Raw genomic sequence first — 26,859 nt, 5'->3', positions numbered from 1 at the left:
AAATGGATGATGGCCTGATACGTAGCGTGGAGAAATTAGTTTTATTTCTTCTATAGCCAGAGTCAAGTTGACTAATCGCATACTGACGAGTAAGTACTTCTGTTAACGAGAGACTTCGGCCGTTACCACCCCAATAACGTCAGCGCTTTCGACAGCGTATATTCTCGACTCAGCCGAGGGGATACGGCCGGGCGGTACGTTACTTCATCTGTAAACCGCCTAGTCGGCCTTCCAGCAGTTTGATATAGTAACCCCCAATCACCGACCGGGCCTGAAAGCCGACCTGCTTCGCATTGGTCGTTTCGTGCCAGTCGGATAATGGAACGCGGGAAGGCGTTTCGTTGGCATACCGCCAGACGGGCTGAATCAGTGCCCGGAAATCCGCGTCTGAATCGGCTAACGTAGCGGTCCAGACAATCCAGTCCGATTTGGTGTACGTCTTGCGGCTATCCAGCGGTAATCCGTACGGTTGCTGTTTCGTCAGGTAATACGCAATTTCACGCTGCGCCACGGCCTTCGGAAAAATGTTTAAATTGAGCAGCTTATCCCAGACCAGGTTGTATTTCTGACTCCAGCTATCGGCTGGATTTTCGAACGTCAGGTCGTAGTGTGTAGCAGGTTCAGCAGTACGGTCGAGTGCAAGTTGCTGCCATTTGGCGGCCATGTCCTGCGCCATCTTCTGATACTGTTGCGCAGCTGCGTTATCGCCCAGCTTGGCGGCTAACTGGCCGTAGGCAGCAATACCCAAGATGGCTTTTACCGATAAATTGGCATTGCGGGCTAAATGACCGGCAAAATCGTCCGTGCAGAGCTGGTTTTCCGGATCGAAGCCTGCCTTGCTGAGGTAGTCAACCCAGGTTGTCAGTGTTTTCCAGTGTTGTCGGGCGTAGTCAGCATTGCCTTCGGCCCCGGCGATGGCCGCCGTCAGCAAGAGCATATTGCCGGACTCCTCAACGGGCATGTCTTCGCCGTACGTTTGTCCGTTGGCCTGCGGATACGTACCGACATCATGGGCGGCAAAGGGCTTTGTCCATGTACCGCTTTCAGAATAGTAAAAAATAGGCTCCATCATGCCTTTCAGCAAGGTGGGGTTGTAGCGCAGAAACATAGGAGCCGATGGGTACGTGATGTCGACGGTACCGATCGAGCCGTTGCTGAAGTTTTCTTTGGACAGAAAGAGGGGCTGCGTTTCATCGCCCGAATAGACGATTTTATGGGCAGCAATGGTTTGCCGGTATGCAAGTACACACAAATCCGCGTACGCTTTTCCGCCTACTTTCTCGGTTTCGGCCCTCAGTTGCTCGTCGAACTGGGTACATTTCTGACGGAGCCGGTCATAGTCCTGAGTTGCGGTTTGGAGCAGGGCAGAGACGGTTGTCTGCTCGTTCCGTCGCCACCACGGCCGCAGATTTTTGCCAAAGTACTGAACCGAGTATAGGTCGTCATAGGCTAGCATGAGGTACTTGGGGACCAGCTTCGTTCCGTCGCTCAGGTTCAGGACAGTAGCCATAGCCATCGACCGGGCCGGTATTGCCGTTGTCTGCGTCGAAGAAGCCGGGAGTTGACCACTGCTGATGAACCCCTTTTTTAAAGCAGCGGGCTCACCGGTGGTTAGCTGGGCATTGGCTGTCGATTGCTGCGGAACGGCCAGATACGCATACCCCCAGTCAATACGGATGTTGTCGCCTTTCTTAGCCAGTACCGGCTGCTCTTTCGTCCCGACAGCGGTATAGGTGAGCTTCGGTGCCTGCCCGGTCTGCGTCACTACGTCCTGATTAGCTGTATTTGTCGCCAGGGTAGCGGCAGCACTGAAGAAGACCTGCACCGCGTGCGACCTACCGTCCTGCGCGCGGGCTTCACACGTTACGTACGTAACCGGCCGCGCGGCCACATCCAGTTCGTCCAGCAGTAGGGGTGATAGGAACGTAACGGTCAGCGCAACCGGTCCCGCGGTGAATGTATACTTCGTTTGGGTAGCCGTTACCGTTACGTTGGTTTGGGTAGCAGCTGTGACGGGCGTTGCCTGGACGGGAAGAACCAGACCAGCATCAATAAACGAACCGCCCCGCGGACTAACGCAGTGAACGGCCAGCACATTTTTTCCTTTGCGTAAGGCACGCTGCCCTTCCGCCGACAAAGGGAGGTATACGTATTCGTGGATGTAGCCGGACTTTTTCAGGATTTGAACCCCATTCAGGTAGATGTCTACCGCATCGTCATGGTTAAGCGCCAGTAGCAGTTTGGCTGGATCGGCTTTGCCATCGTACGTGAACTCGCGCCGGACGTAAATGCCATCGGGGTCAGACTCACTGTTCCGCCAGCGCGTACGGGCATCGGGTGTGTCGCCAAAGGGACCCGGACCGGTTGACCAACCGGTGGCTTTAAAGGTGGGCTGCTCCCAACCGGCAGCGGGTTTAGTGGTCGTGTATTGAGCGGTGTAGGAACCCGTTTCCGCCGTTGGCAGGATTGGGACATACGTAGTAGGCGTAGCCCCTAAAAACTGGTACGCTTTGCCATCCACCCGCACAATTCCTTCGAGCGATTGGGTCGTTCCGGTCCAGTGGCGGGTAGGGGAGTCCGTCACGTTATCGGTCGTACTCCAGATACTAAAATACGGATCATGCGTAACGAGTGGGTAAGCGGGCGGGCGAAGCGATTGGGCATAACTCCAGCCAATGCAAAGAAGAACAACTAGGAGCGAGGCCGCAAAACGTTGGCGAATTGATGGATGCATTGAAGAAGAATGGCTTAGGTATCTAGAAGCATGTGGGCTAAATCGTCCTACTTATCGGCTAAAAGCGGATAAATGCGCTGATCGTGCCAAACCTGATTTTCGGCACGGGCAATATGTGGTTTAAGCGATAGTATTACTAGAAGCTAACACTGTTAAGTACTCAATTATACAGCGCTTTATATCTCTTATTCTATTAGCTTACTTGGCTGAGCTACTGACTTGCTGCTTGCTCTGTAACGCTTCTAAAGCGGCTGCGAGGTAGACTAAGGGCGCATTCCAGTTGATCGCAATTTCATTGGATGCGTACGAACAGTCGGCATCCAAGTATACCTCGTCGGCAATGGTTGTCGTGTAGCCGGGACATTTATCCTGACGGGCTGCATTGGCATTCGTGCCGCCCGAAAGTAAACCCGGCACGGGCGCTTCAATGCCATCGGCAACCGACGGACGGTGGTGCGGATGCATGGGCGTCTTGTCTCCGAAACCGGTCACGAACGAATAGCCCACTGCGTTACGTCCCAGCAGATAATCCAGGTTACCCAGCGCGTAATGCAGGTACTTACCCCGGTTCGGCGAATCAGTCAGGCGGTATGCTTCCAGCAGGGCGATACCCTGATTGGCTGCTTCCGAACTGCTCCCCCAGATGAAATCTTTGGCCGTTTTTCCCATCACCGTCTGGAATGCCTGCCGGTCAGCGCCCTGTATCAGCGAGTCGGCTAAGGCGGTCAGGTGTTGCTTTACCTTGGGTAGATCGGTTTTGCCCACTGCTGTCAGGGTCTTGCCCGAGCGGGCCAGCGTGTAATACGCCAGCGTTCTGACCTGCGGCCAGGAAGGCAATGGTGTTTTGTCGTCGGGAAACAAGTTTACCGCCTTGTAGTACGAATCGTCTTTTGTTGTTACGTACAGCTCGGCCGCGGCCCATATCCATTCGTCGGCTGCGCTCCGGTCTTCGTAGCCGCCGGTCGTTACGTCGGGGTCGAACGACGTATTCATCGCGCGTTGGTTATACATCACCGTCGGATTCGCCTTGGCCCAGGTCCATGCATTGGTAGCGGCTCGCAGGCACGAATCGGCCAGACCGGGCAGGTTGCGGTTATAAGGTTTCAGAACCCGGCTGGCCTGTGCCATCACCGCGGCAAAGTCGAGGCTGGCAGTGATACTTTTTTGAACAACGTACCGGTCCTTCGTTGCTTTGTCGGGCATGACCATCCCGTCGAAGCCAGGATTGGTGAGCTTGTGGTAGACGCCACCATCGGCGGGGTCCTGCATGGTCAGCATCCAGCGGAGATTCCACAGAATCTCGTCCAGTACGTCGGGTACTGCGTTTGTGCTTTCGGGAATATTGGTATTAAGCGCTTTTACGTAGTCCGGAAATTCTTCGCAGAGCGAGAGCAGCGTCCCCATCGTAATGCCCGAATTGACAATGTACTTGTTATAATCCCCCGCATCGTACCAGCCCTTAGGGGCCGAAATTACGGTACCCGCTGGCCGACCGGGTGAAGCTGCTGACGGGTGAACGAGCACCCGTGTGTCGGGGTGACCAGCCGGGCGGGCCCATTGACCGGCATAGGCTGCCGGTAAGTCGGTCGACATGCGTTGGTAATAAAACCCTTTGATGGCGCCAATGGCCAAAGCCCGGTGAACGTTGGCCTGAATGTCGAACGGGTGGGAGTGGCCCAGGCCCGGAATTACCACCACATACGTACCTGGTTTGGTAAACGCCGAAAAGTCGGCCGTATGGGTTGTTTTGCCCGAGATCGCATTTTGCCGGGCCGCACCCAGCGTTCCGGTGAATACCGTCTTTTTTAAGTCGGCAGTGACCAGTTCGAATTTTCCGGATGCGTCGCCGACCACAACGGCAATCTTGGGCGCGTTGGGATAATACCCTAACTGGTTTAATCGGATGAATTCTGACAGGGGCTGACCACTAAGCGGTTGATAGCCGACAACCAGGGCAATCAAGAAAACTGATAAGCGAATACAGGGAAATGGACGCTGAAAAGGCATAGGTTTATACTGGACAGGAACAGATCGTGCCTGCAACCAACGTTGGTTGCAGGCACGTACAGATCAATGGAGATAACTCGACGTCAATTTACTTAACGACTTTCATTACGCCCTGCATGACGTAGAAGTGCCCCGGAACCGAACACTCGTACATGTAATCACCAGGTTTGTCGGGCGCTATGAAATAGATCGTTTCGTTGGTATTAGGCTGAAGTAAGTTCGTGTGGTGCAGCACCTTGTCGGTTTGCGGAATGTAATTCCTTTCCTGCCCTTCGAGACCTAATTTCATCGCTAACTCGCCCACCTGAAGAGCCGAGCCGGGCGCAACCACCACAAAGTTGTGCAGCATATCGTCTTCGTTGTTGAAGACCACCCGAACCTTACTGCCTGCCTTCACCTGGAACTGCTCCGGCGCGAACTTGAGCCCCGGCTTCGTACCCATGTTGATGGTGTAATCGGGTTCGCCCCAGCCCGCGGGCATTTCGGTAACGCGTTTCGCCATGGCGGTGCCGCTGGGCTTCGCCGTTGTACCAGTTTTCGCAGACGTTGCTGGCTTGCGCGTCGTTGACTTTGTATTGACGGGCGGAGTCGACGATGTAGAGGCCGTAACCATCGCGGAATGGTCATGCTTAGGGGCTACGTTGGTAATAGCCAGTTTTTCGCCGTCGGGGATATTGTTCAGCGTGTAGTAACCCACAGAATGCAGCAAGGCCCGGCCATTGCTCGACCGAATACCCGCGGTGTTGATCTCGTGGATGTAGCCTAGCCGGAGGCTGTCAACGACCAACCGGGCTTTCAGGCCATCTTTCGAGACCTCAATGCCCCGAATTGGGCAGTTCGCCCGGTTGATAACCGGACTCCCGTACGTAGCGTGGTATTTATAGTTGAAGCCGGTTACTTTATACGAAGCCGGATCAGCCGCTAACTCCGGGTCGACAGGCATGGTAAATTCGATCTCAAAGCCGTCGGGCTTGGCCCGGATCGTTTTCATTTCAAACGGCATCTTACCCGTCCAGACCACGCGTTGCAGACTAAACAATTCTTTACCCGTCGACGACCAACCCCGGCTGGTCATGCCCACGAACATGGAGGCATCGTGGCCCCACACCATCCGTAAAACCCCCGACGAGAACCCTTCGCGGAAGGGGAAAACAACGCCCTGGTATTCGCCTTTGACCTTCTCGAAATCAACGCGGGAGAGGATACTCTGCCCCTGGTCGCCGATAAACAACTGATTTTCGAACGGACCAAACTTCCCTTTCGTATTATCCGTGATTAGTCCCGACGTGGAAATGCCCAGGATACCGTGTGGCAGCCAAACGGCCGGAGCCTTCAAGGCGGTGAATCGTTTCGATACGTCGTAGAGCGGCTCGCCGGTGTTCGGTACGTCCTGCGGCTTTATTTTTAGCGGTGAGCCAGGCAGGTCAGTCCAGCGAAGACTTTCGGCATTCCCCAGGAAATCGCCTTTTTCGACCCGCGAGATCCGGCCCGAACCCACCCAGTCGCCCTGGTTTTCGGTATAGAAGTAATCACCGATTGCGTTCATGCCGTACCCGGCGGGTGAGCGCATACCCGCTGCAAACGGCGTCATCTTGCCATCGGGCGTAATTTCCAGCGTCCAGCCCCGCCAGGGAACCAGACTAACGCCATGCCCTAGGCTGTTACTCCAGCCGACGTTCAGCGTAACGAGCATATTGCCGTTTGGCAGAAAGGTAGGGCCGTACGAATATTCGTGATAGTTACCCGACAACGGCCAGGAATACACTTTATCGTAGGAATCGGCGCGGCCGTCCTGGTCGGTATCGCGCAGACGCGTCACTTCACTGCGCTGCGTTACGTAGATGTCGCCGTCTTTATAGGCCAACCCCAGCGGCTCGTGCAGGCCGTAGGCAAAGCGTTTGTAGGTGGGGCGTTCGGAACCGCTGATGTAGGGATTCGATACGATCCAGACTTCGCCCCGGCGCGTACACACGGCCAGGCTACCATCGGGTAAAGTGACCATACCGCCTACTTCCAAAATAATGTCTTCTGGCACCGGCAGCGAGATCAGTTTATAAAAGTCGTCTTCTTTTTCGGGATCCGCTTCGACTTTGGTGAGACCTTTGGGAGCCGGAGCGGGCTGTTTGCTGCTTGAACTAACCGGCTGACCAGTTTTCGATTGAATCTGCGCCAGGCTGGGGCGGATGCTCAGACAAGCCAGGCCCGAGGCCAGTAAAGCCGCCTTGGCCAGTTGATGTATAGAATAATGAGTCTGTTTCATGACAGAGAACTAGGGGTAAGTTGAGCAATTACCAGATGATTGAATACGTAAGAAGCCCGGCATTATCTTTTCCGCTGATGGGCAGCAACAGTTCTTTGGTGTTCTGCGCCGTACTGCGGATAACCGGCTTCTGCTTTCCGGGTAATTCAATCAGGTATTGCTTGTCGTTAATGGCGTATAATCCGTTTGGAAGCTCGGTGATGGTGCTGCCTTCGGCAACGCGGCACCAGAGTTCACCGGCTGTCGTCGCGGTTGAGCCGGGCGTTACCTGAAACGTGTGCGTCAGCTTCTGCCCGTCGTTCTCAGCGGCAAATGACTCCCGAACAGTGGCAGCTCCTACGCTGTATTTGAATACCGGGCGACCACTTTTATCGACGTCATACCCCATGTTCGTATACGTAGCGTTGGAATCGGGCCAGGCTGCGTTTTTATCGGCCAGGTACGTCAGCGACGGCTTACCCGACAATTCGATCACGCTGCCCATGGGTACCGAGAGCTGGGTTTCACCCCGGCCGTACCACATGGGCGTCGTTTCCAGAAAATCACCCCGCCAGATCTGAAGGAACTCACCTTTCGCCAGATCCACGGTATAATTAACGAATCCCGGTTCGCCGACCGAAATTGTATGCGTGTGCTTTTTGCCACGGTGATTCACAAAGCCCCGCTGCATCACCGGCTCACCCTTCACGGCTAACGAGATCTCGCCAACCGGATCGGCCGCCCGGATGATGGGATTGAGCACCGTATACTGCACACCGGGCCCTTCGACGGCCAGTGTAATGTCGTTGCTGCGGGCGTACCACAAACCAAAGTTTTTGTAATACGCCAGTTCAATGGGGAAGTCACCAGCCTGTAAGTTCAGTTTAGTCGAAGCGGTCCCGCCATCTTCGGTGTCGATCGTGAGGACTTTCTTACCGGCGATGGTCAGTTCACCGGCTCCGTTACGTACCGACTTATTCACCTCGGCGGGAATCCAGGGCAGGTTGAGCGACAGCAGGTATTCGCCCGACCGGGGAATGTGAAGGGTTCCCGTGATTTTACCTCCGAAATTATCGCGGCTGCCGGGAGCTGAGTGCGCCAGTACGTCGATGTCCATTTCCCGTTTGGGCGTAAGCGCGTTGAGGTCGGCTACCGATTTAAACTTGCCGTCGTAGGCCCGCAGCTTCAGATTCGTAAGCGTAACGGGTTCAATGCCATACGCCTTATACTGGATATTTCGAATGGCCACCGCACCATGATCGCCCTGAATCATGAGTGGGCCGGTGGGTTTCTCGTCCTGGAATGCCGACGCGCGGGTTGGGCCGGTTACTTCGATGTTCTCGTGGATGGTTACGCCGTTCTGAATCACTTTAATGAACCGGGCGTTTGCCAGTTTTTCGCCTTTTTCATTGAAGCGGGGTGCCCGAAACACAAGCTTAATGTGCTGCCAAAGACCCGGTGCCTTACTGACAATCTGCGTGGGTGGGTGCCCTTGGTATCCTTTCTGACCTTCGGGCTTGCTTTCATCCCAGCGTTCGTAGATGGCTCCGCAGTCGGTTGAGCGAGGCACTTTTACGCCCCAACTGTCGAACAATTGAACTTCGTAACGGCCCTGCAGATAAATCCCCGAGTTCGAGCCCTTCTCCATCATGAAATCGAACTCCAATTCAAGATCACCATGTTCCATCTTTGTGAACAGATGATCTTTACTTTTTCCGGAGAGATCATTGACGAGAACACCCGTACCCGATCCGGTTTTTCCTTTCCCGGCGGTGTTGAGATCGTAGAACATGTCACCCACAATTTTCCAGTTGCTGCCAGTGGGTCTAAAATCGTTCAGGTTCTGGAGGTTAGCGGTGGTATAGGGTAACTCGTTGGTTTGCGCCGACACCCGGAATGCGGTGAGGACAAGGCATAAAAGGAAACAACGGAAATAACGTTGCATAAGGAATTGTGAGAAAAAGTAAAACGCATTAAGAAGGAGAAGTCGGGCAGATTGGGCAGCCGTCATACGTAATGCACTCAGACAACCTGCAAATGTACAAATACCACGAATACTGTTCACCATAACCGCGCGGAGACGAGCCGCTTCGTATTCAATTTTAATCCTATTAGTTGTAGATGAACGGCTTTACCCATTCAAGAGTCTTATAGGTTTAAGAGAGGATATTTGAAAAACTTAGACATCGTGCGCCTTCGACGGTATCGTCTATACAACGAATGAATCGGCTGCATTATGATCGTTTTCTGAGCGGAACGAAGGGGTAATCTGCTTTGTGATCGGTATTAGCAATGCGCCTTATAGATAAGGGGCGTCCCTTTTGGAAGGGACGCCCCTTGAGTGTATTCTTACACAGCTTGTAACCGACGTAACGGCTTAAATCGTGGGGCTGCCGCCTGTTACCTGTACGGTGCTGCCGGTCATGTAGCTCGACTCATTCGAAGCCAGCAATACGTAAATAGGCGCGAGTTCGGCTGGCTGACCCGCCCGTTTCAGCGGTACGTCCTGCCCAAAGGTTTTCACTTTTTCTTCGGGCATGGTCGAGGGAATCAATGGCGTCCAGACGGGGCCGGGCGCTACGCAGTTCACGCGAATACCTTTCTCAGCCCATACCTGCGCCAGATTGGCCGTGAAGTTCTGTATTGCGGCTTTGGTAGCCGCGTACGCCAGTAGGCCAGGGTTTGGTTTATAGGCGTTTACGGAAGTTGTATTGACAATGGTACTGCCGGGCTTTAAGTGCTGTTCGGCCGCCTTACAGAGGTAATACATAGCATAGATATTGGTCCTGAACGTATGATCCCATTCCTCGCTGGGCACCTCCTGAAGCGACTCGCGGGACATTTGAAACGCAGCGTTATTGACCAGAATATCCAATCCGCCCAGTTCATCGACAGCGCGCTGAATAAGCTGCTGACAGTGTGACTCCTCACTGATGTCGCCCGGCACCAGCAGGGCCTTTCGGCCCGCTTCTTCGACGTAGCGGGCGGTTTCGCGGGCATCTTCGTCTTCGTTCAGATACGAGATCAGCACGTCGGCCCCTTCGCGGGCAAAGGCGATGGCTACGGCCCGGCCAATGCCCGAGTCGCCCCCGGTAATGAGTGCTTTGCGGCCGGTGAGTTTGCCTGAGCCCTGGTACGAAGTTTCACCATGATCAGCTGTGGGCTGCATCGACTTTTCCGTACCGGGTGTGCTCTGCTTTTGATCCGAGTAGGGTGGTTGAGGGTATTTAGTTAATGGGTCCTGTAGCGTTGGGGTAGCGTGCTGAGGATTCGTTGAGTTCATGATGTTCAGAATTATCGGATGGATGATGTCTCAACGAACATAACCGCTACAAGTGGGTATAAGTCATGGAAGTAGGGTCCGGATTAGTCAATGGCCCCTGAAAGACTACGGCCAGCGGGTAACGAAAAAGCGTATTGGTACAGCGCCCGACTAGCCGGTGCAATACCAATACGCTCGTTTTTGGATAACAAAGCCTAATTGCGTGACCTACCCCTTGGCGTGTTCGGCGTTACGTTTCCGGGTGGCTGCCGCTTTCTTGGCCGAAGCCGAACGCTCTTCCGCCGTTCGCGAAGCGGAAGCGGCCCCGCCTTTCTGGCCTCCTTTGTGAGCCGGTTCTTTGTTTTCGGCGTGACCGCGGCCTGAACCGCTTTGTTTGCCGCCCCCCGATGTTTTATTAACGGTTGCCCACGCCCGTCGTTCGGCTTCCTCTTCGGGCACACCACGGTTCTCGTAACCTTCTTCGATGTGCTCAGCCTGACGCTTTTGCTTGTCAGTATACGCAGATTTATCTCCCTGTGGCATAACGATGATAAATTAGACGTTGAACAATCATTTACGGCTCATTCAGTGCAGGATGAGCCGTAGATGCAACCTAAAACAATCAATCAGCCGTTGTGTTCAAACGACTAAACTCGGCCTTTTATCTGTAACTCACATTGTATCGAGGAGGCCAGTCACGCTCTAAACCAGTTAAGCGGTTTGCGGAGCCGCTTCGATCTGGTTTACAATCGACCAGCCCGCGCCAATCGCCAGGGCGTCCTCCACCAAGGCGACGGCCAGATCGGGTAGCCCTGCTTCGTGCGTGAGCCATTGCCGCAGGTGAAAGAACGCCAGCGTACCCACCGCTGCACCAAGGCCACCCAACACGGCTCCCACGGGCGCACCAGCTCCTTCGACCTGACTCACAAATGCCCCGCAGGTGGCTCCTGACGCAACCCGACCACTAAACTGAGTGGGAAGGGTACGATTCGGCGTGCCGGGTAGTTTGTCGCCAATCAGTTCGCCAGCGGCCAGGACATTGAGGACCATGGAGGTGGTTGGCTGAGCCAGATACTGAACAGGAGTAGCGGGTTGTTTGGTTGGAATGGTACGTACCAGTTTACGACTTAACAGAGCCGGAGCAATGACAGCGCGCATGCCAGCGATGACGCCGATGCCAAATGCCTTTACATAGGTTTGGTTCATAACAGAATTCTTTGATTAGGGATACGTCAGTAGCCTGCACAGATGCACAGGCTACCTGGTTGATTACTCTTCGTCTTTTAGCGATTGCATGTCGATCACAAACCGGAACTGGATGTCGTCATCCATCATCCGGCTGAAAGCTTTATTAATGTCTTTCATGGCAATAAGTTCTGTTTGGGGCTGAATGGCGTGCTCAGCGCAGAAATCCAGCACTTCCTGCGTTTCGGCAATGCTTCCAATAATCGAACCCGCAACGCTACGTCGGTGCATGGCTACGTCCATATTGTTAAGCGGACTTTTGTACTTGCCCAGTAAACCGACCGTAACCAGTGAGCCATTTTTCTTGAGCAGGTTGACGTAGGCACTCACATCGAACGGATCGGGGATGGTAACCAGGAGAAAATCGAAGGCAAGTTCGTGGGCTTCCATCGCTTTTTTGTCACTTTCAATCAACACCTCGTGCGCGCCCAGTGCTTCGGCCGCAGCCCGTTTTTCGTCGCTTCGCGTAATGGCCGTTACCTGTGCGCCCATGGCTTTGGCCAGTTGAACAGCCATGTGCCCGAGGCCGCCGATGCCGACAACGCCGATTGAATCGCCTTCTTTTACGTTCCAGTGCCGAAGCGGGGAGTACGTAGTGACACCCGCGCACAGAATCGGCGCGGCCCGGCTGATGTCGAGGGTATCAGGAATTCGGAGCACGAACGACTCTTTCACGACGATGCTGGTTGAGTAGCCGCCGAACGTGTTGAATCCGTTGCCGTTGGGTTTCATGTAGCCGTTATACGTAGCGGTCCAGCTTACGGGGCCTTCGCAGTAGTTCTCTTCGCCTTCCTGACAGGATGAACACTGACCGCAGGAGTCAATCATGCAGCCAACGCCCACTACGTCCCCAATGCTGAATTTCGTGACGGCGCTGCCCGCCTGTACCACTTTTCCCACGACCTCGTGGCCGGGTATGCAGGGGTATACGGTGTTGGCCCAGTCGTTTCGGACCTGGTGCAGATCCGAATGGCACACACCACAGTACAGAATATCGATCAGGACTTCGTCTTCTTTCGGCGCGTTTCGCTCAATATCCATCCGTGACAGACGGCTAAGCGAGTCGATAAGTGAAGCTTTGGCTCCGTAGGCTTTAGTTTTTATGGCTTCCATACTATTGATACAAAGGGCTTAACCCTGACGAACAAGTAAATGATTACAACAACTACTCACCTGTTCGCAACGGGCAAACAGTCCGCTTCTAACAACGTATCTGCCCATAAGTTTAGAAAAGATGTTAACCGGTAAAATTAGTAGGATAATACTGCGCGCACTGTGATGACCACCTGTGCCTGATACGTTGCCTAAGGCCATAAACCACCCGAGCCACGCTTCGAATTAACGGGCGTGGCTCGGGCGTGTATATACTACGTAGTGAAACGGCGGCTACGGACTGACCCAGAGTTGCCAGTCGGCTCCGCTCTGTACTTTGTATTTCTCGGAGAAATTGCGCTGGTTAACGGCCAGCGAAAAATTAAGCAGGCTGTTAAAATACGCTACGTCGGTACCTATGGGCACTTCGCCAAACGTATTAACCAGTCGCACCCGCTTATCATATAGCTTCTGCCGACCGTGGAAAACCTGTACGTGTACACTGTTGCCAGGTTTAGCAGCTAATTGCGCAAAGAGACTGCGGGGGATGTTGCTCCAGACGTTGCCATACTGTGGATCAAGGACAGGTATGTTGCCTTTCAGGACGCCCTTCGCCAGTTCCGGTTTCTGGTACGGGATACGTACTACGTTGCTGGGTAGCGCCGGACCGACCTGCTCGAACGTAATCGTATGCGAGGCCAGTCGGGCGGCCGTGTAAGCATATACATCGCGGCCATGAAAGGTGTAGGACTCGTTCGACTGTTTCAGCCGGTTCACGGCCTCGTCGATCTGTCGGACTTCGTCAATACCCAGCTGCTCGGCAATAAGCGTGAGTGTACCGTTGTCGGGTGTGACCACATAATGACCGGACTTCGTACGTAGTACAACCGACTTACGTTCGGTGCCCACACCGGGATCGCAAACAGACACGAACACGGTACCGGCCGGGTAGTAAGGCACGGTTTGATATAGCCGATACGCGGCTTCCCAGATGTTGTAAGGTGGAATCTCGTGCGTCAGATCGACAAGTTTCAGATCAGGTGATACGCCGAAGGCTACGCCTTTCATGGCCGAAACGGCTCCGTCTTTCACGCCGAAATCGGACTGGAACACAAGAATGCCGTTCTGACCGTAGGCGGTGATGGCAACGGCTATCGAAAGAAGAAAAAGAGACAGATTACGCATGGTGGTCTTCTTTATAGATCAACGGGTACAGCTACGGGCTTAATCAGCGGAATGCGCACCGTAAACGTATCGTCATCGACGAGCACATCCGGAGCGGGTTGGTTGAGCGTTTGGTACTGGGTCAGTATCGTGGACAGCCCGACGCCATTTGACAACACCGCCGTTCGCTTGCGTTGCAGATTATTAGTTAACGTCAGATACCCGTCCGGATCCGTAACGATGGTGATGTGTAACGGCCGTTTTGCCAGGATGACGTTATGCTTAACGGCGTTTTCGACCAGTAGCTGCAGCGTCAATGGAGGAAGAAGTCGGGAAGTGTACGCCGGATCAACGCGAATGCTGACGAGCAGGCCATCACCGTGCCGGGTTTTCAGCAGATGGCAGTACGACTGAATGAAATCGAGTTCGTTTGCCAGCGTTGTCAGTGGCTGTTCGTTTGCCCGAAGGAGGTAGCGGTACACCTGACTGAGCTGATCGACAAATTGAGTGGCCCGCTCCGGATTGTCGTCGATCAGCGACGACAGCGAGTTGAGGCTGTTAAACAAAAAATGAGGATTAACCTGCGCCTGCAACGCCCGCAATTGCACATCGGTCTTTTCCTGTTCCAGCCGACGTACCGCCAGCTCGGTTTCCAGCCGTTCCTGAATCAACTGCTCAGCCTGGCGCGTTTGCTCAACGGCCTGGGCAATGGCAAGCTGACGCTGCCGGAAGACCAGACTCAGCGAAAAGCATAACAGTTGCAGGATGCGTCCACCACCCAGTATCCGGATGTGCATTTGAACAGAAGGCTGATCAGTAGGTAATGTCCAGGGGTAGCCAATGTAATAAAACAGGTTGTTTAACTCGTGCATGATCGACAAAATACTACCGATCAAAAATAGCCAGCCGACCATATCCCGGCGTTTAGCCGCTACCCAGCCTCCGACCAGGCTCGTACTCATGAGCAGGCACCAGTAGATCGCCAGGGTAAACCGACCGCTGACCGACTGCTGCCACGGCTCATCGACTAACATGACTACCACCGTTACCAGCATAAACAGACCAATAGCCAATTGCCCCCAGCGAAGCGAACGCCTTAGCCGGAAATGGTGCTGAACCGAATCGAAGAGCCGGTTGACCAGCCCCAGGTAGAGGATGCGAACTGAACCGTACGCGGCCGTATAGACCGCCATGTTCTGAGACTCGCTCAGGGGAACGTCATCGCCGGATAGTCGATTAAAGGCTGAATGCGCAAACCAGATTAGGGTCTGTAGGGTGAAGAGCCCATACACCCAATCCCGGAAAAAGCTCCATTGTACGGCATTTAACAGAAAGATCGACCCGACCGCACCCAGGTATATATATAGTACTGCCTCTCCGGACATATAAACGCAAAAGTAACGACGCTAACCACCACGAATATAGGCATAGATTAAGAATCGGTACGCCATTTGGTCAGCTTCGCGCATCGTCAGCTCGATCAGCTCGTTGCGGCTGCGAGGACTATGTACGCTTTCTTTCTACCTTTAGCGATCGACAAACCCGAACCAGTACGTTGTATGAAAGCTATTTTGTGCCGAGCCTATGGGCTACCTGATACGCTAACCTTTGAAGAGATTCCGTCACCAACGGCCGGACCCGGACAGGTGCTAATTGCGGTTAAAGCATGCAGCCTGAATTTTCCGGATACCCTGACCATTCGTAATTTATACCAGTTTAAGCCGGCCCTGCCTTTTTCGCCGGGGAGTGAATCGTCGGGCGTGGTGAAAGCCGTAGGCGAGGGGGTAACGCATGTTAAACCCGGTGATCGCGTTTTTGCCTTCGGTTCTCATGGTGGCCTGGCCGAAGAACTGGTTACTGACGCCCAGGTTGTGGTACCCATTCCGGACCAGATGGATTTTGTGACGGGCGCATCGACGATGTATGCCTATGGTACGTCCTACCATGCCCTGAAAGACCGGGGACAGCTTCAGCCGGGCGAAACCGTATTAGTGCTGGGAGCTGCCGGGGGCGTGGGCTTAGCCGCCGTTGAATTGGCTAAGCTGATTGGCGCTACCGTTATCGCGGCTGCATCGACAGACGAGAAACTGGCGGTTTGTCAGGAAAAGGGTGCTGACCACCTGATCAACTATTCGACGCAGGATCTCCGCGAACGCATCAAAGAAATCACGCAGGGTGAAGGAGTTGACGTTGTCTATGATCCTGTTGGCGACAAATGGGCCGAACCCGCCATCCGGTCGCTGGCCTGGCGAGGGCGTTATTTAGTAGTTGGCTTCGCCGGGGGCGACATTCCACGCATCCCCCTGAATCTGGCTCTACTGAAAGGAAGCGCGCTGGTTGGCGTATTCTGGGGGCAGTTTACCCGGAAAGAACCCGAGTTAAGCATCAGCAATATGCAGCAGATTGCGTCCTGGGCAATACAAGGCAAACTAGCTCCGCATGTTTTCAAGCACTACAGCCTAGCTGAAGCTCCGCAAGCACTTACCGATATGATGGAGCGCAAGGTAATTGGAAAAGCAGTAGTGGTTATGTGAGGATAATAACGTGTTGCTGACGCGCAGCCCCGTGACGACGGGCCGCGCGTCAGCAAGCAGCTCATCAACTTTGACAAGGATGGTGCGAAATCGCACACCGTTTAGCGAAATCGCACGCTTTTCAAATGGTGTATCTCGCATAATCTTCTGAATAGTAGTTGTTTGTCTGCTGGTACGCTATTTGGCTATCTATATGCAAAGAGTATAAGCGTATGGATAGAGAACTTGCTCCTGAACTCGTAACCCGTTCCCGTAACCGAAATCTGCTCATCGCCGGAGCCGCCATCGCTGTCGTGGCCGTCGCCCTGACCTGGTTCCGGGATGCCCTGAAAACCTCCGTTGAAGCCGATAAAATCAGAACCGTAACGGCCGAGATAGGCTCAGTCGAAAATTCGCTGAACGCAACCGGCGAAGTGATTCCGGCCTACGAACAAATCATGACCAGCCCCATCCGGGCCAGTATCCGGCGGGTGCTGCTTACCCCCGGCACGGCCGTTAAACCCGGTCAGGCCATACTCGACCTCGATAAGTCGCTCACCATTATCGAACAGGAAAAACTCAACGATCAACTGGCCCTCAAACGGAACAGCATCGATCAGCTGCGGATGCGGTTGAACAAGAACCTATACGATGCCGAAGTGAGTGACCAGATCAAATCGCTGAACATCAACCGGCTTCGGGCCGAAGTAGACGATGCCCGTCGGTTGCAGAAAGTAGGAGGAAACACCGCCGAAGATGTTACCCGCGCCGAAAATGCCCTGCGCATTGCCGAATTAGAGAAAAAGCAGCTGGAGAACGACCTGACCTACAACCGGCAGTCGATGAGCGCCAGCCTCCGCGAAACGGCCCTACAGGCGCAGATCGAAGAAAAGAATCTCAAAGAACTGACCCACAAGATCAAACAGGCCGATATCGTAGCCGACCGGCCGGGCGTGCTGACGTGGGTCAACGAGAACATCGGATCGTCGGTCAACGAAGGCGAAATGCTGGCTAAGCTGGCTGATCTGGCCAGTTTCCGGGTCGAAGGGTCCTGCTCCGATACGTATGCCGATCAGGTAAAAATCGGCTTACCCGTTATCGTCAAAGCTAATGAGACCACTCTGCGGGGAGTCATTACGCAGGTAAAACCCTCGGTAAAGAACGGGGTACTGCAATTTGTCATTCAACTCGATAATAACCGCCACGCATCGCTCCGGCCGAATCTGAAAGTCGACGTATTTGTGGTGACTGATCGGGTGGCTAAAGCCGTTCGGGTGGCCAACGGGCCGGCGTTTAAGGGGAAACGTAATCAGTACGTTTATGTGCTGGACAAAGGAGGGAAGGTGGCGCATCGGCGCAGTGTGGCGGTCGGCTTGTCGAATTTTGACTTTGTCGAAGTGAAGAGTGGGTTGCAGGCAGGCGAACGGATCATCATAACCGATCTGAGCCAGTACGAGCACCTGGAGGAGATCACCATCGAGCCAACCGCAAAGCCCTGATCGCTATGAACCGCTTTTATATAGTTTTTATCGGCTTGTGCTTCGCGGCTAGTCAGGTGCTGGGACAAACGCAGCCGATTACGCTTCAGGAAGTGCTTCAATTAGCCCAGGCGCAGTCGGTTGCCGCCAAACGAGCCAGTACCCAGCTACGTACCAATCGCTGGCAGTTCCGCTCGTTTCTGGCGACGTTCAAGCCACAGTTGAGTCTGGACGGATCGCTGCCGAATTTCACTCGCTCATACGTGCAGGTGGTTCAACCCGACGGCAACATTCGCTTTGAGCCCATATCGAACAACAACTCCATCCTGAATCTGTCGCTAAGCCAGAATATTTCCCTGACCGGGGGCAGCATTTTTGTGCAGAAACAGCTCCAACGGTTCGATAACTTCATTCAGGGAAGTACCCTCTACAACGGTATTCCGTTCGGGATTGGCCTGAATCAGCCCCTGTTTCAGTTTAACACCATGCGGTGGGACAAGCGCATTCAGCCCCTCCTGTTCGCCGAAGGGAATCAGCAGTTCATCGAGTCGCTCGAACAGGTATCGCTGACGGCCACGAGCTTCTACTTCGATTTGCTGGTGGCCCAGGTGAATCTGCAGATTGCCGAAACCAACCGGACAAACAATGATACGTTGTACCAGATTGCGCTGCATAAACTGAACCTGGGCAAGATTTCGCAGAACGATCTGCTGCAACTGCAACTGAGCGTACTAAACGCCGAAAAAGATCTGGCCTCGGCCCGCCAGACGGCCGCCGTTGCTACGTTGAAACTAAAGTCGTTCATTGGGACGCGCGACGAGAACAACGCGCAGCCCCGACAGCTTGAACTGGGTATACCAAACCAGATCCCTGATCTACAGGTCGACGTAAAGCGGGCACTCGACGAAGCGTTTGCCAACCGCTCGGGGTCCATCGGCTTCCGTCGGCGGCTGCTGGAATCGGACCGGGATCTGGAGAAGGCCCGCAAGAACAATGGCCTGAATGCTTCCTTAACGGTTGGGTATGGCTTGTCGAATCAGGGGCCGAACCTGGGCGATGTATACGCCCGGCCACAGAACCGCGAATACGTATCGCTTCAGTTTACCTTGCCCATCATGACCTGGGGACGGGCTCAGGCACTGGTCGAGACGGCAAAAGCCAACCGTGAATTAACCCAGCAGTCGGTCGAGCAGGACAAGCTTACGTTTGAGCAGGAAATCTACACCCAGGTGACCCTGCTTCAGATGCTGCGCCAGCAGGTTGCGCTCACTGCCAAAGCGGATCAGATTGCCCAAAATCGCTATCAGATTGCGCAGGATCGGTTTAAGTTGAGCGACCTGAGCGTAACCGATTTAGGCATTGCTACCCAGGAAAAAGACCGCGCCCGTCGCGATGCAATTATTGCGCTGCGTGACTACTGGCAGGCGTTTTATATGCTTCGTTTATTAACCCTGTACGATTTCGAAACAAACCAGAAAATTAAATAGCGTTGGGCAAGGGGCTGAGGGCGTGGGGTAACAATAAACCCTTAGCCCCTCGCCCTTAGCCCCAAACCAATCAAGCCATGATAACCCTGCAAAACATCGAGAAAGTGTACCGCACCAGCAACATCGAAACGCTGGCCCTGAACAACATCAACATCAACATCCGCGAAGGCGAGTTCGTGTCCATCATGGGCCCGTCGGGATGCGGCAAGAGTACGCTCCTGAACATCATGGGGTTGCTCGATGAACCCTCAAAAGGAAACGTCGCCATCGACGGTCAACTGGTGCAATCGTACCGCGACAAAGAGCTGGCCCGGCTGCGGAATGAGAAAATTGGCTTTATTTTCCAGAGCTTCCACCTGATCAATGATCTGTCGGTGCTGGATAACGTCGAGATTCCGCTGCTGTACCGCTCGGCGAATGGCAAGTCACGCCGGGATTATGCCCGGGAAGCCCTCGAAAAAGTAGGACTGAGCAACCGCATGAAGCATTTTCCACGCCAGTTGTCGGGTGGGCAGAAACAGCGGGTAGCCATTGCCCGCGCCATTGTCGGTAACCCCGAAATCATTCTGGCCGATGAACCTACCGGCAACCTCGACAGCGCTATGGGCAACGAGATTATGAATATTCTGCAGGACCTCAACCGCGAAGGGGCCACGATCATCATGGTGACGCACGACGAGTCGATGGCCAAGAAAACGCACCGGCTGATCCGTCTGTTTGACGGTACGCAGGTCGGCGACTCAGTGCTTAGCGCAGGGGGAGTAGGACACGGGGATAGCATAGCCTCCGCCCTGAACCCTATGCCTCAAACCCTTAGTCCCAAGTTCTAACCCCCACGCCCCATGCTTACGAACTACATAAAAATCGCCTGGAAGGTCCTGCTTCGGCACCCATTTTATACCTTCATTACGCTCTTCGGTATCAGCCTGACCTTAACGGTGCTGATGGTGCTTACTTCGTTTATCGATCATCTGGTCGGCACGCACTACCCCGAAACCAAGCGTGACCGCTCGCTCTACATCATGCAGATGGTCCAGCGCGACTCCGCCCGGTCGGGGCGAAATTCAGGACCGATGAGTTTTAAGTTTCTGACGGATTTCGTGAAAACGCTGAAAACGCCCGAACGCGTAACCATCAGTACGTTTGTCAATAGCTCCAACGCTTACGTCGGCTCGCAGAAAATCAAACTCAATACCAAGTTTACCGATGCCGATTTCTGGCGCGTCATGGACTTTGAATTCCTGGAAGGGAAGCCTTATAACGAGCAGAACATTGCCAATGGGGAGAACGTGGTCGTGATTAACGATGATCTGAGGAGACAGTATTTCGATGAAGCCGCCGAGTCGGTTGTGGGCAAAACAATCGACATCGAAAGCATCAACTACAAGGTTATCGGGGTTGTAAAAGGCAGCCCGGCGACTCGCCCCTTTACGTACGCGGACGTGTATTTTCCGTACACCGCTCCGAAAAGCAATTACCAGCGGAGTGGGATGCGGGGTGGCTTTGTGAGCGTTGTGCTTGCTAAAGACAAATCAGATTTCCCCGCTATCCAGGAAGAATTTCAACGCCGCATCAATCGGATTCCGCTGCCGGGCGTAGAAAACGGATGGAAATACTACACACTGGAGGTAAAGGCGGAACCGTACGCTCAAAACTTCATCGGCACGTTTCTGGACGGTGGCCCCGGTTTGAGAACGATATTCTTCGGTATCATTTTCTTTATTCTGTTTATGTTACTGGGTTTACCCGCCATCAACCTAGTCAACGTGAATGTCAGCCGTATTGTCGAACGGGCTTCGGAAATTGGTATCCGCAAAGCCTTTGGCGCGTCCGTTCGTACGCTGGTCTGGCAGTTTATCGTCGAAAACATTTTCATTACGTTCATTGGTGGAGCCATTGCCTTGCTTCTGACGGCCGTTGTAATTTATTTCATCAACGCCAGCGGCTGGATTGCCTATGCCGATCTGACCATCAACCTAAGCGTGTTCGTCATCAGCATTATCGTCTGTCTGATTTTCGGATTTCTGTCGGGCGTATTACCCGCCCTCCGCATGTCGAAACTAACCATCGCTGAAGCACTAAAAGCTAACTAGTGAATGAGCGATTGAGTGAATTAGTGATTAAAGAACAAACATCGTATCACTCGTTCACTCGCTCATTTACCCAATCACTCATTAAAGCCATGATCTCGCATCTGTTTAAACTCATCTGGAATAAGAAAAAGGCCCATACACTGCTGATCGTTGAGATCTGGGCTTCATTTATGGTCCTGTTTGGTCTGGCCACCCTGATTGTGGTCAACGTCGGGAACTACCGCGAGCCGCTGGGCTTTACCTACGAAAACGTTTGGGCAATTGACCTGAACAGTAACCAGGACACCACCGAAGTCGCCGAGAAACTGCAGCGGATTGTTCAACGGCTAAAGGCTTATCGGGAAGTCGAGTCTGTTTCGCGCATGAGCAGTAACTTCCCGTTCTCAGCCAATCAAATGAACGAAGGCATCGAATTCAACAAGCGAAATGTGCTGGCTGACCATTACCTAACCGACGAGAATTTTGCCAAAACGCTCGAAATGTCCGTAGCAGAAGGAGCGTGGTATCAGACGGCCGACAGCGTGGGTAAGTACCAGCCAATCGTTCTAAATCGGAAGGCCAAAGAAGGGCTCTTCGGCGACGAACAAGCGTTGGGGAAAGTGATTAACGATAAGTACCGGGTTGTGGGGGTCCTGGATAACTTCAAGGCGAAAGGCGAATTCATGACCAACAAACCCGCTTATTTTGAGCTGGTCCGCCCCAAAGACACCTGGAACAACATCATGCTGGTTAAAGTAAAGCCCGGTACGGATGCCGTGTTTGAAGCTAAAGTGGTGAAGGACGTAGCGGCAATGGTGAAAGGCTGGAGTGTTGAGGTCAACTACCTGACCGATTCGCGTAAAAACCAGCATAATCTGGTCATGGTTCCGGTAATCATTGCCTCTATTGTGTCGGGTTTTCTGCTGATCAACGTAGCGCTGGGTTTATTTGGCATCCTTAATCTAAGCATCGCGAAACGCCGGGGCGAAATTGGTTTGCGTCGGGCAATCGGGGCTACAGGGAAAGGCATTTCAACGCAATTTATTGGCGAAATCTGGGTGCTGGCTACGTTCGCTATGTTGATCGGTCTGCTCTTTGCCGCTCAGTTTCCGCTGCTGAACGTATTCGATTTGGCATCAGGCGTTTACGTAATCGCCATCCTGATCGCCATCCTGATTATCTATGCCATCGTTACGTTATGCGCCTTATTCCCCAGCCGCCAGGCCGCGCACATTCAGCCCGCTGTTGCCCTGCATGAGGAGTAAAAGCATGGTTGGCGGGGATGCTGCGCGCTGGGATGGCAGGGAGTAGCAAGGATGGCGGGGCTAGGTGCGAATCGATTGCTGAAAGTTGTATATTTTGCGGCTCAGATTCGCTAGACCGATAAACAGGCGTTGTTTTTCTTTCCCATCTATGTGGTTACGTCGTTGAACAACTACCAGAATATTGGCACATTCATAACATGACCGGCGAGCGTAGTTAAGAAATTGGCGGAACTCGTTGGCAGAAGCAGAGCCAGATCCTTCTGCTATATTATTGGATATACTCATGGCCGCACCCCGAAGTTGCTCTGCAAACCGGTACAAACGTATTGCTTCTAATGTGTCCGCAATGTTATATAAGTCATCGCCTACTTCAATAGCCGTTTGCCAAATAGCCAGGTCTTCAAATCGAAATAATTTTTGATTCATGCTGTTTTGTACAAGTTAATCGTTTGTCGGCAAGCTACGATACGCCAGCCGTACGAGCAACCCCTGCTATCCCAGCCAACCAAGCAATCCCTGCCCTACCCCCCATGCTTCTCATCATCGACGACGACATAGCGGTTCAAACGTCTCTTTCGCTGCTGTTTCGAAAAGAGGGCTTCAACGTGCGCGTCGCTGATGGGCCGTTCGAAACCCGCGAGGTACTGGCGGAGGAAACGCCCGAACTGATTCTGCTCGACATGAATTTCTCGGTCGATACGTCGGGAGATGATGGCCTGCGGCTGTTGCGGGAGATTCGGGAGCGGGTCCCGAACGTACCGGTCATTCTAATTACGGGCTGGGGCAGTATCGACCTGGCCGTGCAGGGTATGAAAGCCGGAGCCCGCGATTTCATTACAAAACCCTGGCAGAACGACTACCTGCTTCAGTCGGTGCAGACGGCGCTGAATCTGTCGCAGCCCAAGCCCGGATCGCCAAACCGTCGTCGGCTGGATCAGCAGTACCAGTTTGAGCACATCGTCGGCGACGACCCGAAGCTGCTGGACATACTGGCGACCATCGGCCGCGTAGCGCCAACCGATGCTCCCGTCCTGATTACGGGGGAGAGCGGCACCGGTAAAGAGTTGATTGCCGAAGCCGTGCACCAGAACAGTAAACGGAAAACGAAGCCGTTCGTGAAAGTCAATCTGGGCGGTATTTCCTCGACCCTGTTCGAGAGTGAGCTGTTCGGGCACGTTCGGGGTGCCTTCACCGACGCCAAATCCGACCGGGTGGGGCGCTTTGAACTGGCCAACAAAGGCAGCATTTTCCTGGATGAAATCGGTGATCTGGACGCGTCGAGTCAGGTGAAGCTGTTACGTGTCCTGCAGGATCGTACGTTTGAGCCGCTGGGCAGCAGCAAAAGCAGAACGGTTGACGTGCGGGTGATCTGCGCCACCAACCGGAATCTGGAGGAAATGGTCGCTAAGGGCACGTTTCGTGAAGATTTGTTTTACCGCATCAACCTCATCACGGTGAAACTGCCTGCCCTTCGCGAACGCCCGACCGACATCCCCCGGCTGGTCGAGTATTTTGTTAACAACCTCAAAACGATCTATGGCCGCCCTGATCTCACCGTCAGCGCCGACGCGTTGAAGTGGCTGCGTAACCAGGCCCTGCCGGGTAATATCCGGCAGCTTAAAAATGTGGTTGAGCGAACGGTGCTGCTGTCAGCTGCCGATGAATTACGGATTCAGGATTTCGAGTCGAACCTAACGGTAACGCCTTCTCAGTCGCCGGGCCAGAGCCACGGTTCTGCGCTGCCCGCCGTGGGTACAATGACTCTGGAGGAAATAGAATATCAGATGATTCGCCGGGCAATGGACGTGCACAACAACCGCGTTAGTAAGGTGGCGCGGGCGCTTGGCATCACCCGGTTTGCATTGTACCGGCGATTAGAGAAATTTGGTATTCCATATACCACTGAGGAGTCGTAACGGCAACTTCAGAACAAGCCTGCCCGACGCCCTTTGCCCTAACCCCATGCATCTGTCTTTCCGTAGCCGCTTTTTGCTGTATATCATTGCCGTTCACGCGGTTATCGTTTATCTCACGTTTCTGGTATTACGCGAGAACAAGCCGGTATTCATTGCCGCCGAAGTCGTAATTCTTCTGTCGGTGGTGTGGGCCATGCAATTGTACCGCCAGTTCCGGGAGCCCGCCGATTTTATTGCGTCGGGTATTGAAGCCATCAAAGACAAAGATTTTACGATCAAGTTCGTGCCGACCGGCAAGCGCGAAGTCGATGAGCTGATAACGGTCTACAACCTGATGATCGATCAGCTGCGGACGGAACGTACCCGGCAGATGGAGCAGCAATTTTTTCTGGAAAAACTCATCGAAGCCGCGCCCATCGCTATTCTGATCTTTGACTTCGACGATCGCATTGCCTCCATCAATCCTAGGGCAAGTCAGCTGTTGGGTGTAAATCCGGACGACGTATTAGGGAAACGATTAGATGAAATAGGCTTTTCGCTGCTGGCTCACATGGCCGATCTGATCGATGGGCAGTCACGCGTGATGAAGCCAAATGGCATCGAAACGTATAAAGTGTTACGTTCCTATTTCATGGATCGGGGGTTTCGGCGGTCGTTTTTGATGATTGAAGAGCTGACACCCGAGATTCTGGCTACCGAGAAACAAGCGTACAGCAAAGTCATCCGGATGATGGCGCACGAGGTCAATAATTCCATCGGGGCGGTCAATTCCATCCTCGACGTATCGAAGGCGTATATCAGCGAACCCGATGTGCAGCACGCCGTGCGGGTAGCCATCGAACGTAACGACCGGCTGAATCGATTCATGCGCCGGTTCGCCGACGTCGTGCGGCTACCCCAGCCCCAGAAACGGCCCGCTGATTTGAACGAGATCAGCCATAATGTGGTCCGGCTTATGCAACCACAGGCCGAAGCCCGTGGCGTTACGTTGGTTGGCTTATCTGGAGAAGTCAACCAACGTTCGGTTGATGTTGAGCAGATCGAACAAGTGCTGGTTAACGTCGTGAAAAATGCCATTGAAGCCTGTCAGGCCGGGCAATGTGTTGAGGTAAGCACCACTGCCTATCAACTGCTTATTCGCGATAACGGTGAGCCTATTCCGGACGACGTAGCGGCCAATCTGTTCAATCCATTTTACAGCACCAAACCCGACGGGCAGGGTATCGGGCTGACTATTGCCCGCGAGATTCTGCTCAACCATCAGTTCACCTTTTCGCTGAAAACAAAGCCTGACGGATGGACCGAATTTGCGATTTCACCTGCTTAAGGCAGGTTGGTTAATACCGCATTGTTCGACCTGTCTGAACGTGTTTTTGTCTATGAGCTACGCGCCATCTTTTCGTGCGTACGCCGGATTGTATGAACAATTGATCGACGGTTTTAGCGAGTTTATGTGCCAACTCTTCCGGTTCATGTCGTTGGCGCTTCCCGAACTGCGATTTAACGTTGAATTTTGTTGCCACAGACCGGCGAAAAGCCGACGAACAGAACCAGAAACGACCCTATCGCAAACGATCTAAAAACATCATCAATGAAAACGCTTTATTCCCTTGTCTTTTTACTGGCTGTCGCAGCGACGTCATTCGGGCAAATTGCCAACGACAATACGTTCGATGTGAAAATCGACGGTAAAGATTATCACACTCAGCCCCGTCGGATTCGGATTGGCAATTACTGGTGGGTGACGGCCAACAGCATCAAGCCCGATAAGTCGCTCAGGATCTGGCTGGGAAGCTACAACAACGCTGATATGGTTGAACCGGGTACGTATTTGGTGGTCGATGCCGACCGGCCCGACACCAAAGAGAACAAGAAAAAAGTGCAGGACCTGGGTACGTACAAAGGCATCGCTGTGATCAAATACGTTGAGGAAACCCGCGAACCTCGTATGGAATACCACGTTGGTAAATCGCAGAACAATGACGAAACCATTACCGTAACCAAAGGCGCTGATGGCTTCCTGGAAGCAACCTTCAACAGCACCCTGGCCGGATCGTACTGGAAAGAAAAAGGCAGCGCGACGGTATTCGGTGGTATGGGGCGGCTCATGAGCAAAATGGAAGATAAAGTCATTACCAAAACCACCGGCTACGACTCGTCCATCGACCCCGAAGGAAATGGCTACAAAAAACAGGACAAAACCGACACCATTGAGTTGAAAAACGGGAAGTTTAAGCTGAAACTATAGGCCTCTGCTTCTATCCGCATCTGATCAATCTGAAGCCACATCCAAATCGGGTGTGGCTTCTCTATTTCAGATTCGATTCAACAAAAACAAAGCGAATCCATCCCCTGAATAACATTTTCGAACACTTACCCGAATAA

General features: G+C 53.4%; 20 protein-coding genes. 9 read left to right on the top strand and 11 right to left on the bottom strand.

Going from position 1 to position 26,859, the window contains the following annotated elements; all coding sequences use genetic code 11:
- Nucleotides 1-199 precede the first annotated feature (199 nt).
- The 10 genes from ACYVIY_RS17410 to ACYVIY_RS17365 form a co-directional block, all read right to left on the bottom strand.
- Nucleotides 200-2,734, bottom strand: coding sequence for a glutaminase family protein (locus ACYVIY_RS17410; RefSeq protein ID WP_460977655.1), 2,535 nt, complete (start codon nucleotides 2,732-2,734; stop codon nucleotides 200-202).
- A 198-nt stretch (nucleotides 2,735-2,932) separates the two neighbouring features.
- A complete protein-coding gene (locus ACYVIY_RS17405; RefSeq protein ID WP_460977654.1) occupies nucleotides 2,933-4,741 on the bottom strand; it encodes a glycoside hydrolase family 9 protein in 1,809 nt (602 codons plus the stop codon).
- 88 nt (nucleotides 4,742-4,829) lie between these two features.
- The gene (locus ACYVIY_RS17400) at nucleotides 4,830-7,001 is read right to left on the bottom strand and encodes a plastocyanin/azurin family copper-binding protein (RefSeq protein ID WP_460977653.1); all 2,172 of its coding nucleotides are present in this window, start codon (nucleotides 6,999-7,001) and stop codon (nucleotides 4,830-4,832) included.
- A 28-nt stretch (nucleotides 7,002-7,029) separates the two neighbouring features.
- Nucleotides 7,030-8,925 (bottom strand): 3-keto-disaccharide hydrolase, encoded by a 1,896-nt coding sequence (locus ACYVIY_RS17395; protein ID WP_460977652.1) that lies wholly within the window; start codon nucleotides 8,923-8,925, stop codon nucleotides 7,030-7,032.
- A gap of 432 nt (nucleotides 8,926-9,357) precedes the next feature.
- Nucleotides 9,358-10,263 (bottom strand): SDR family oxidoreductase, encoded by a 906-nt coding sequence (locus ACYVIY_RS17390; RefSeq protein ID WP_460977651.1) that lies wholly within the window; start codon nucleotides 10,261-10,263, stop codon nucleotides 9,358-9,360.
- Nucleotides 10,264-10,470: 207 nt separating this feature from the next.
- Entirely contained in the window at nucleotides 10,471-10,785 is a 315-nt protein-coding gene (locus tag ACYVIY_RS17385) for a plasmid stabilization protein (protein WP_460977650.1), read from the bottom strand.
- A 168-nt stretch (nucleotides 10,786-10,953) separates the two neighbouring features.
- Complete coding sequence (locus ACYVIY_RS17380; RefSeq protein WP_460977649.1) at nucleotides 10,954-11,448, bottom strand: DUF4126 family protein; 495 nt, start codon at nucleotides 11,446-11,448, stop codon at nucleotides 10,954-10,956.
- A gap of 63 nt (nucleotides 11,449-11,511) precedes the next feature.
- A complete protein-coding gene (locus ACYVIY_RS17375; protein ID WP_460977648.1) occupies nucleotides 11,512-12,600 on the bottom strand; it encodes an NAD(P)-dependent alcohol dehydrogenase in 1,089 nt (362 codons plus the stop codon).
- Between the two features lie 273 nt (nucleotides 12,601-12,873).
- Nucleotides 12,874-13,764, bottom strand: a complete 891-nt coding sequence (locus ACYVIY_RS17370) for an SAM hydrolase/SAM-dependent halogenase family protein (protein ID WP_460977647.1) — start codon at nucleotides 13,762-13,764, stop codon at nucleotides 12,874-12,876.
- An 11-nt stretch (nucleotides 13,765-13,775) separates the two neighbouring features.
- Nucleotides 13,776-15,128, bottom strand: coding sequence for a sensor histidine kinase (locus tag ACYVIY_RS17365; protein ID WP_460977646.1), 1,353 nt, complete (start codon nucleotides 15,126-15,128; stop codon nucleotides 13,776-13,778).
- Nucleotides 15,129-15,302: 174 nt separating this feature from the next.
- On the opposite strand from ACYVIY_RS17365, the gene ACYVIY_RS17360 reads away from it, so the two are divergent.
- The 6 genes from ACYVIY_RS17360 to ACYVIY_RS17335 all read left to right on the top strand — a co-directional run bounded on the left by ACYVIY_RS17360 (nucleotide 15,303) and on the right by ACYVIY_RS17335 (nucleotide 22,558).
- A complete protein-coding gene (locus ACYVIY_RS17360) occupies nucleotides 15,303-16,277 on the top strand; it encodes an NADPH:quinone oxidoreductase family protein (protein WP_460977645.1) in 975 nt (324 codons plus the stop codon).
- Between the two features lie 212 nt (nucleotides 16,278-16,489).
- Nucleotides 16,490-17,755 (top strand): efflux RND transporter periplasmic adaptor subunit, encoded by a 1,266-nt coding sequence (locus ACYVIY_RS17355; protein ID WP_460977644.1) that lies wholly within the window; start codon nucleotides 16,490-16,492, stop codon nucleotides 17,753-17,755.
- Between the two features lie 5 nt (nucleotides 17,756-17,760).
- Nucleotides 17,761-19,221 (top strand): TolC family protein, encoded by a 1,461-nt coding sequence (locus ACYVIY_RS17350; protein WP_460977643.1) that lies wholly within the window; start codon nucleotides 17,761-17,763, stop codon nucleotides 19,219-19,221.
- A 77-nt stretch (nucleotides 19,222-19,298) separates the two neighbouring features.
- Nucleotides 19,299-20,051: an ABC transporter ATP-binding protein gene (locus ACYVIY_RS17345; RefSeq protein WP_460977642.1), complete on the top strand. Its 753-nt coding sequence runs from the start codon at nucleotides 19,299-19,301 to the stop codon at nucleotides 20,049-20,051.
- Between the two features lie 12 nt (nucleotides 20,052-20,063).
- Complete coding sequence (locus ACYVIY_RS17340) at nucleotides 20,064-21,314, top strand: ABC transporter permease (protein WP_460977641.1); 1,251 nt, start codon at nucleotides 20,064-20,066, stop codon at nucleotides 21,312-21,314.
- Nucleotides 21,315-21,403: 89 nt separating this feature from the next.
- Nucleotides 21,404-22,558, top strand: a complete 1,155-nt coding sequence (locus ACYVIY_RS17335) for an ABC transporter permease (protein WP_460977640.1) — start codon at nucleotides 21,404-21,406, stop codon at nucleotides 22,556-22,558.
- 60 nt (nucleotides 22,559-22,618) lie between these two features.
- On the opposite strand, the gene ACYVIY_RS17330 is transcribed toward ACYVIY_RS17335, so the two are convergent.
- Entirely contained in the window at nucleotides 22,619-22,984 is a 366-nt protein-coding gene (locus ACYVIY_RS17330) for a four helix bundle protein (protein ID WP_460977639.1), read from the bottom strand.
- 104 nt (nucleotides 22,985-23,088) lie between these two features.
- On the opposite strand from ACYVIY_RS17330, the gene ACYVIY_RS17325 reads away from it, so the two are divergent.
- The 3 genes from ACYVIY_RS17325 (at nucleotide 23,089) to ACYVIY_RS17315 (ending at nucleotide 26,722) form a co-directional block, all read left to right on the top strand.
- On the top strand, nucleotides 23,089-24,474 hold the full coding sequence (locus tag ACYVIY_RS17325) for a sigma-54-dependent transcriptional regulator (protein ID WP_460977638.1): 1,386 nt from the start codon (nucleotides 23,089-23,091) through the stop codon (nucleotides 24,472-24,474).
- Nucleotides 24,475-24,520: 46 nt separating this feature from the next.
- Nucleotides 24,521-25,801 (top strand): sensor histidine kinase, encoded by a 1,281-nt coding sequence (locus ACYVIY_RS17320; protein WP_460977637.1) that lies wholly within the window; start codon nucleotides 24,521-24,523, stop codon nucleotides 25,799-25,801.
- Between the two features lie 264 nt (nucleotides 25,802-26,065).
- Nucleotides 26,066-26,722 carry a hypothetical protein gene (locus tag ACYVIY_RS17315; RefSeq protein WP_460977636.1) on the top strand — a complete coding sequence of 219 codons (657 nt, stop codon included), beginning with the start codon at nucleotides 26,066-26,068 and terminating at the stop codon, nucleotides 26,720-26,722.
- Nucleotides 26,723-26,859 lie beyond the last annotated feature (137 nt).

Source organism: Spirosoma knui, from assembly GCF_054780635.1.
This window is presented reverse-complemented; position numbering and strand designations above follow the sequence as displayed.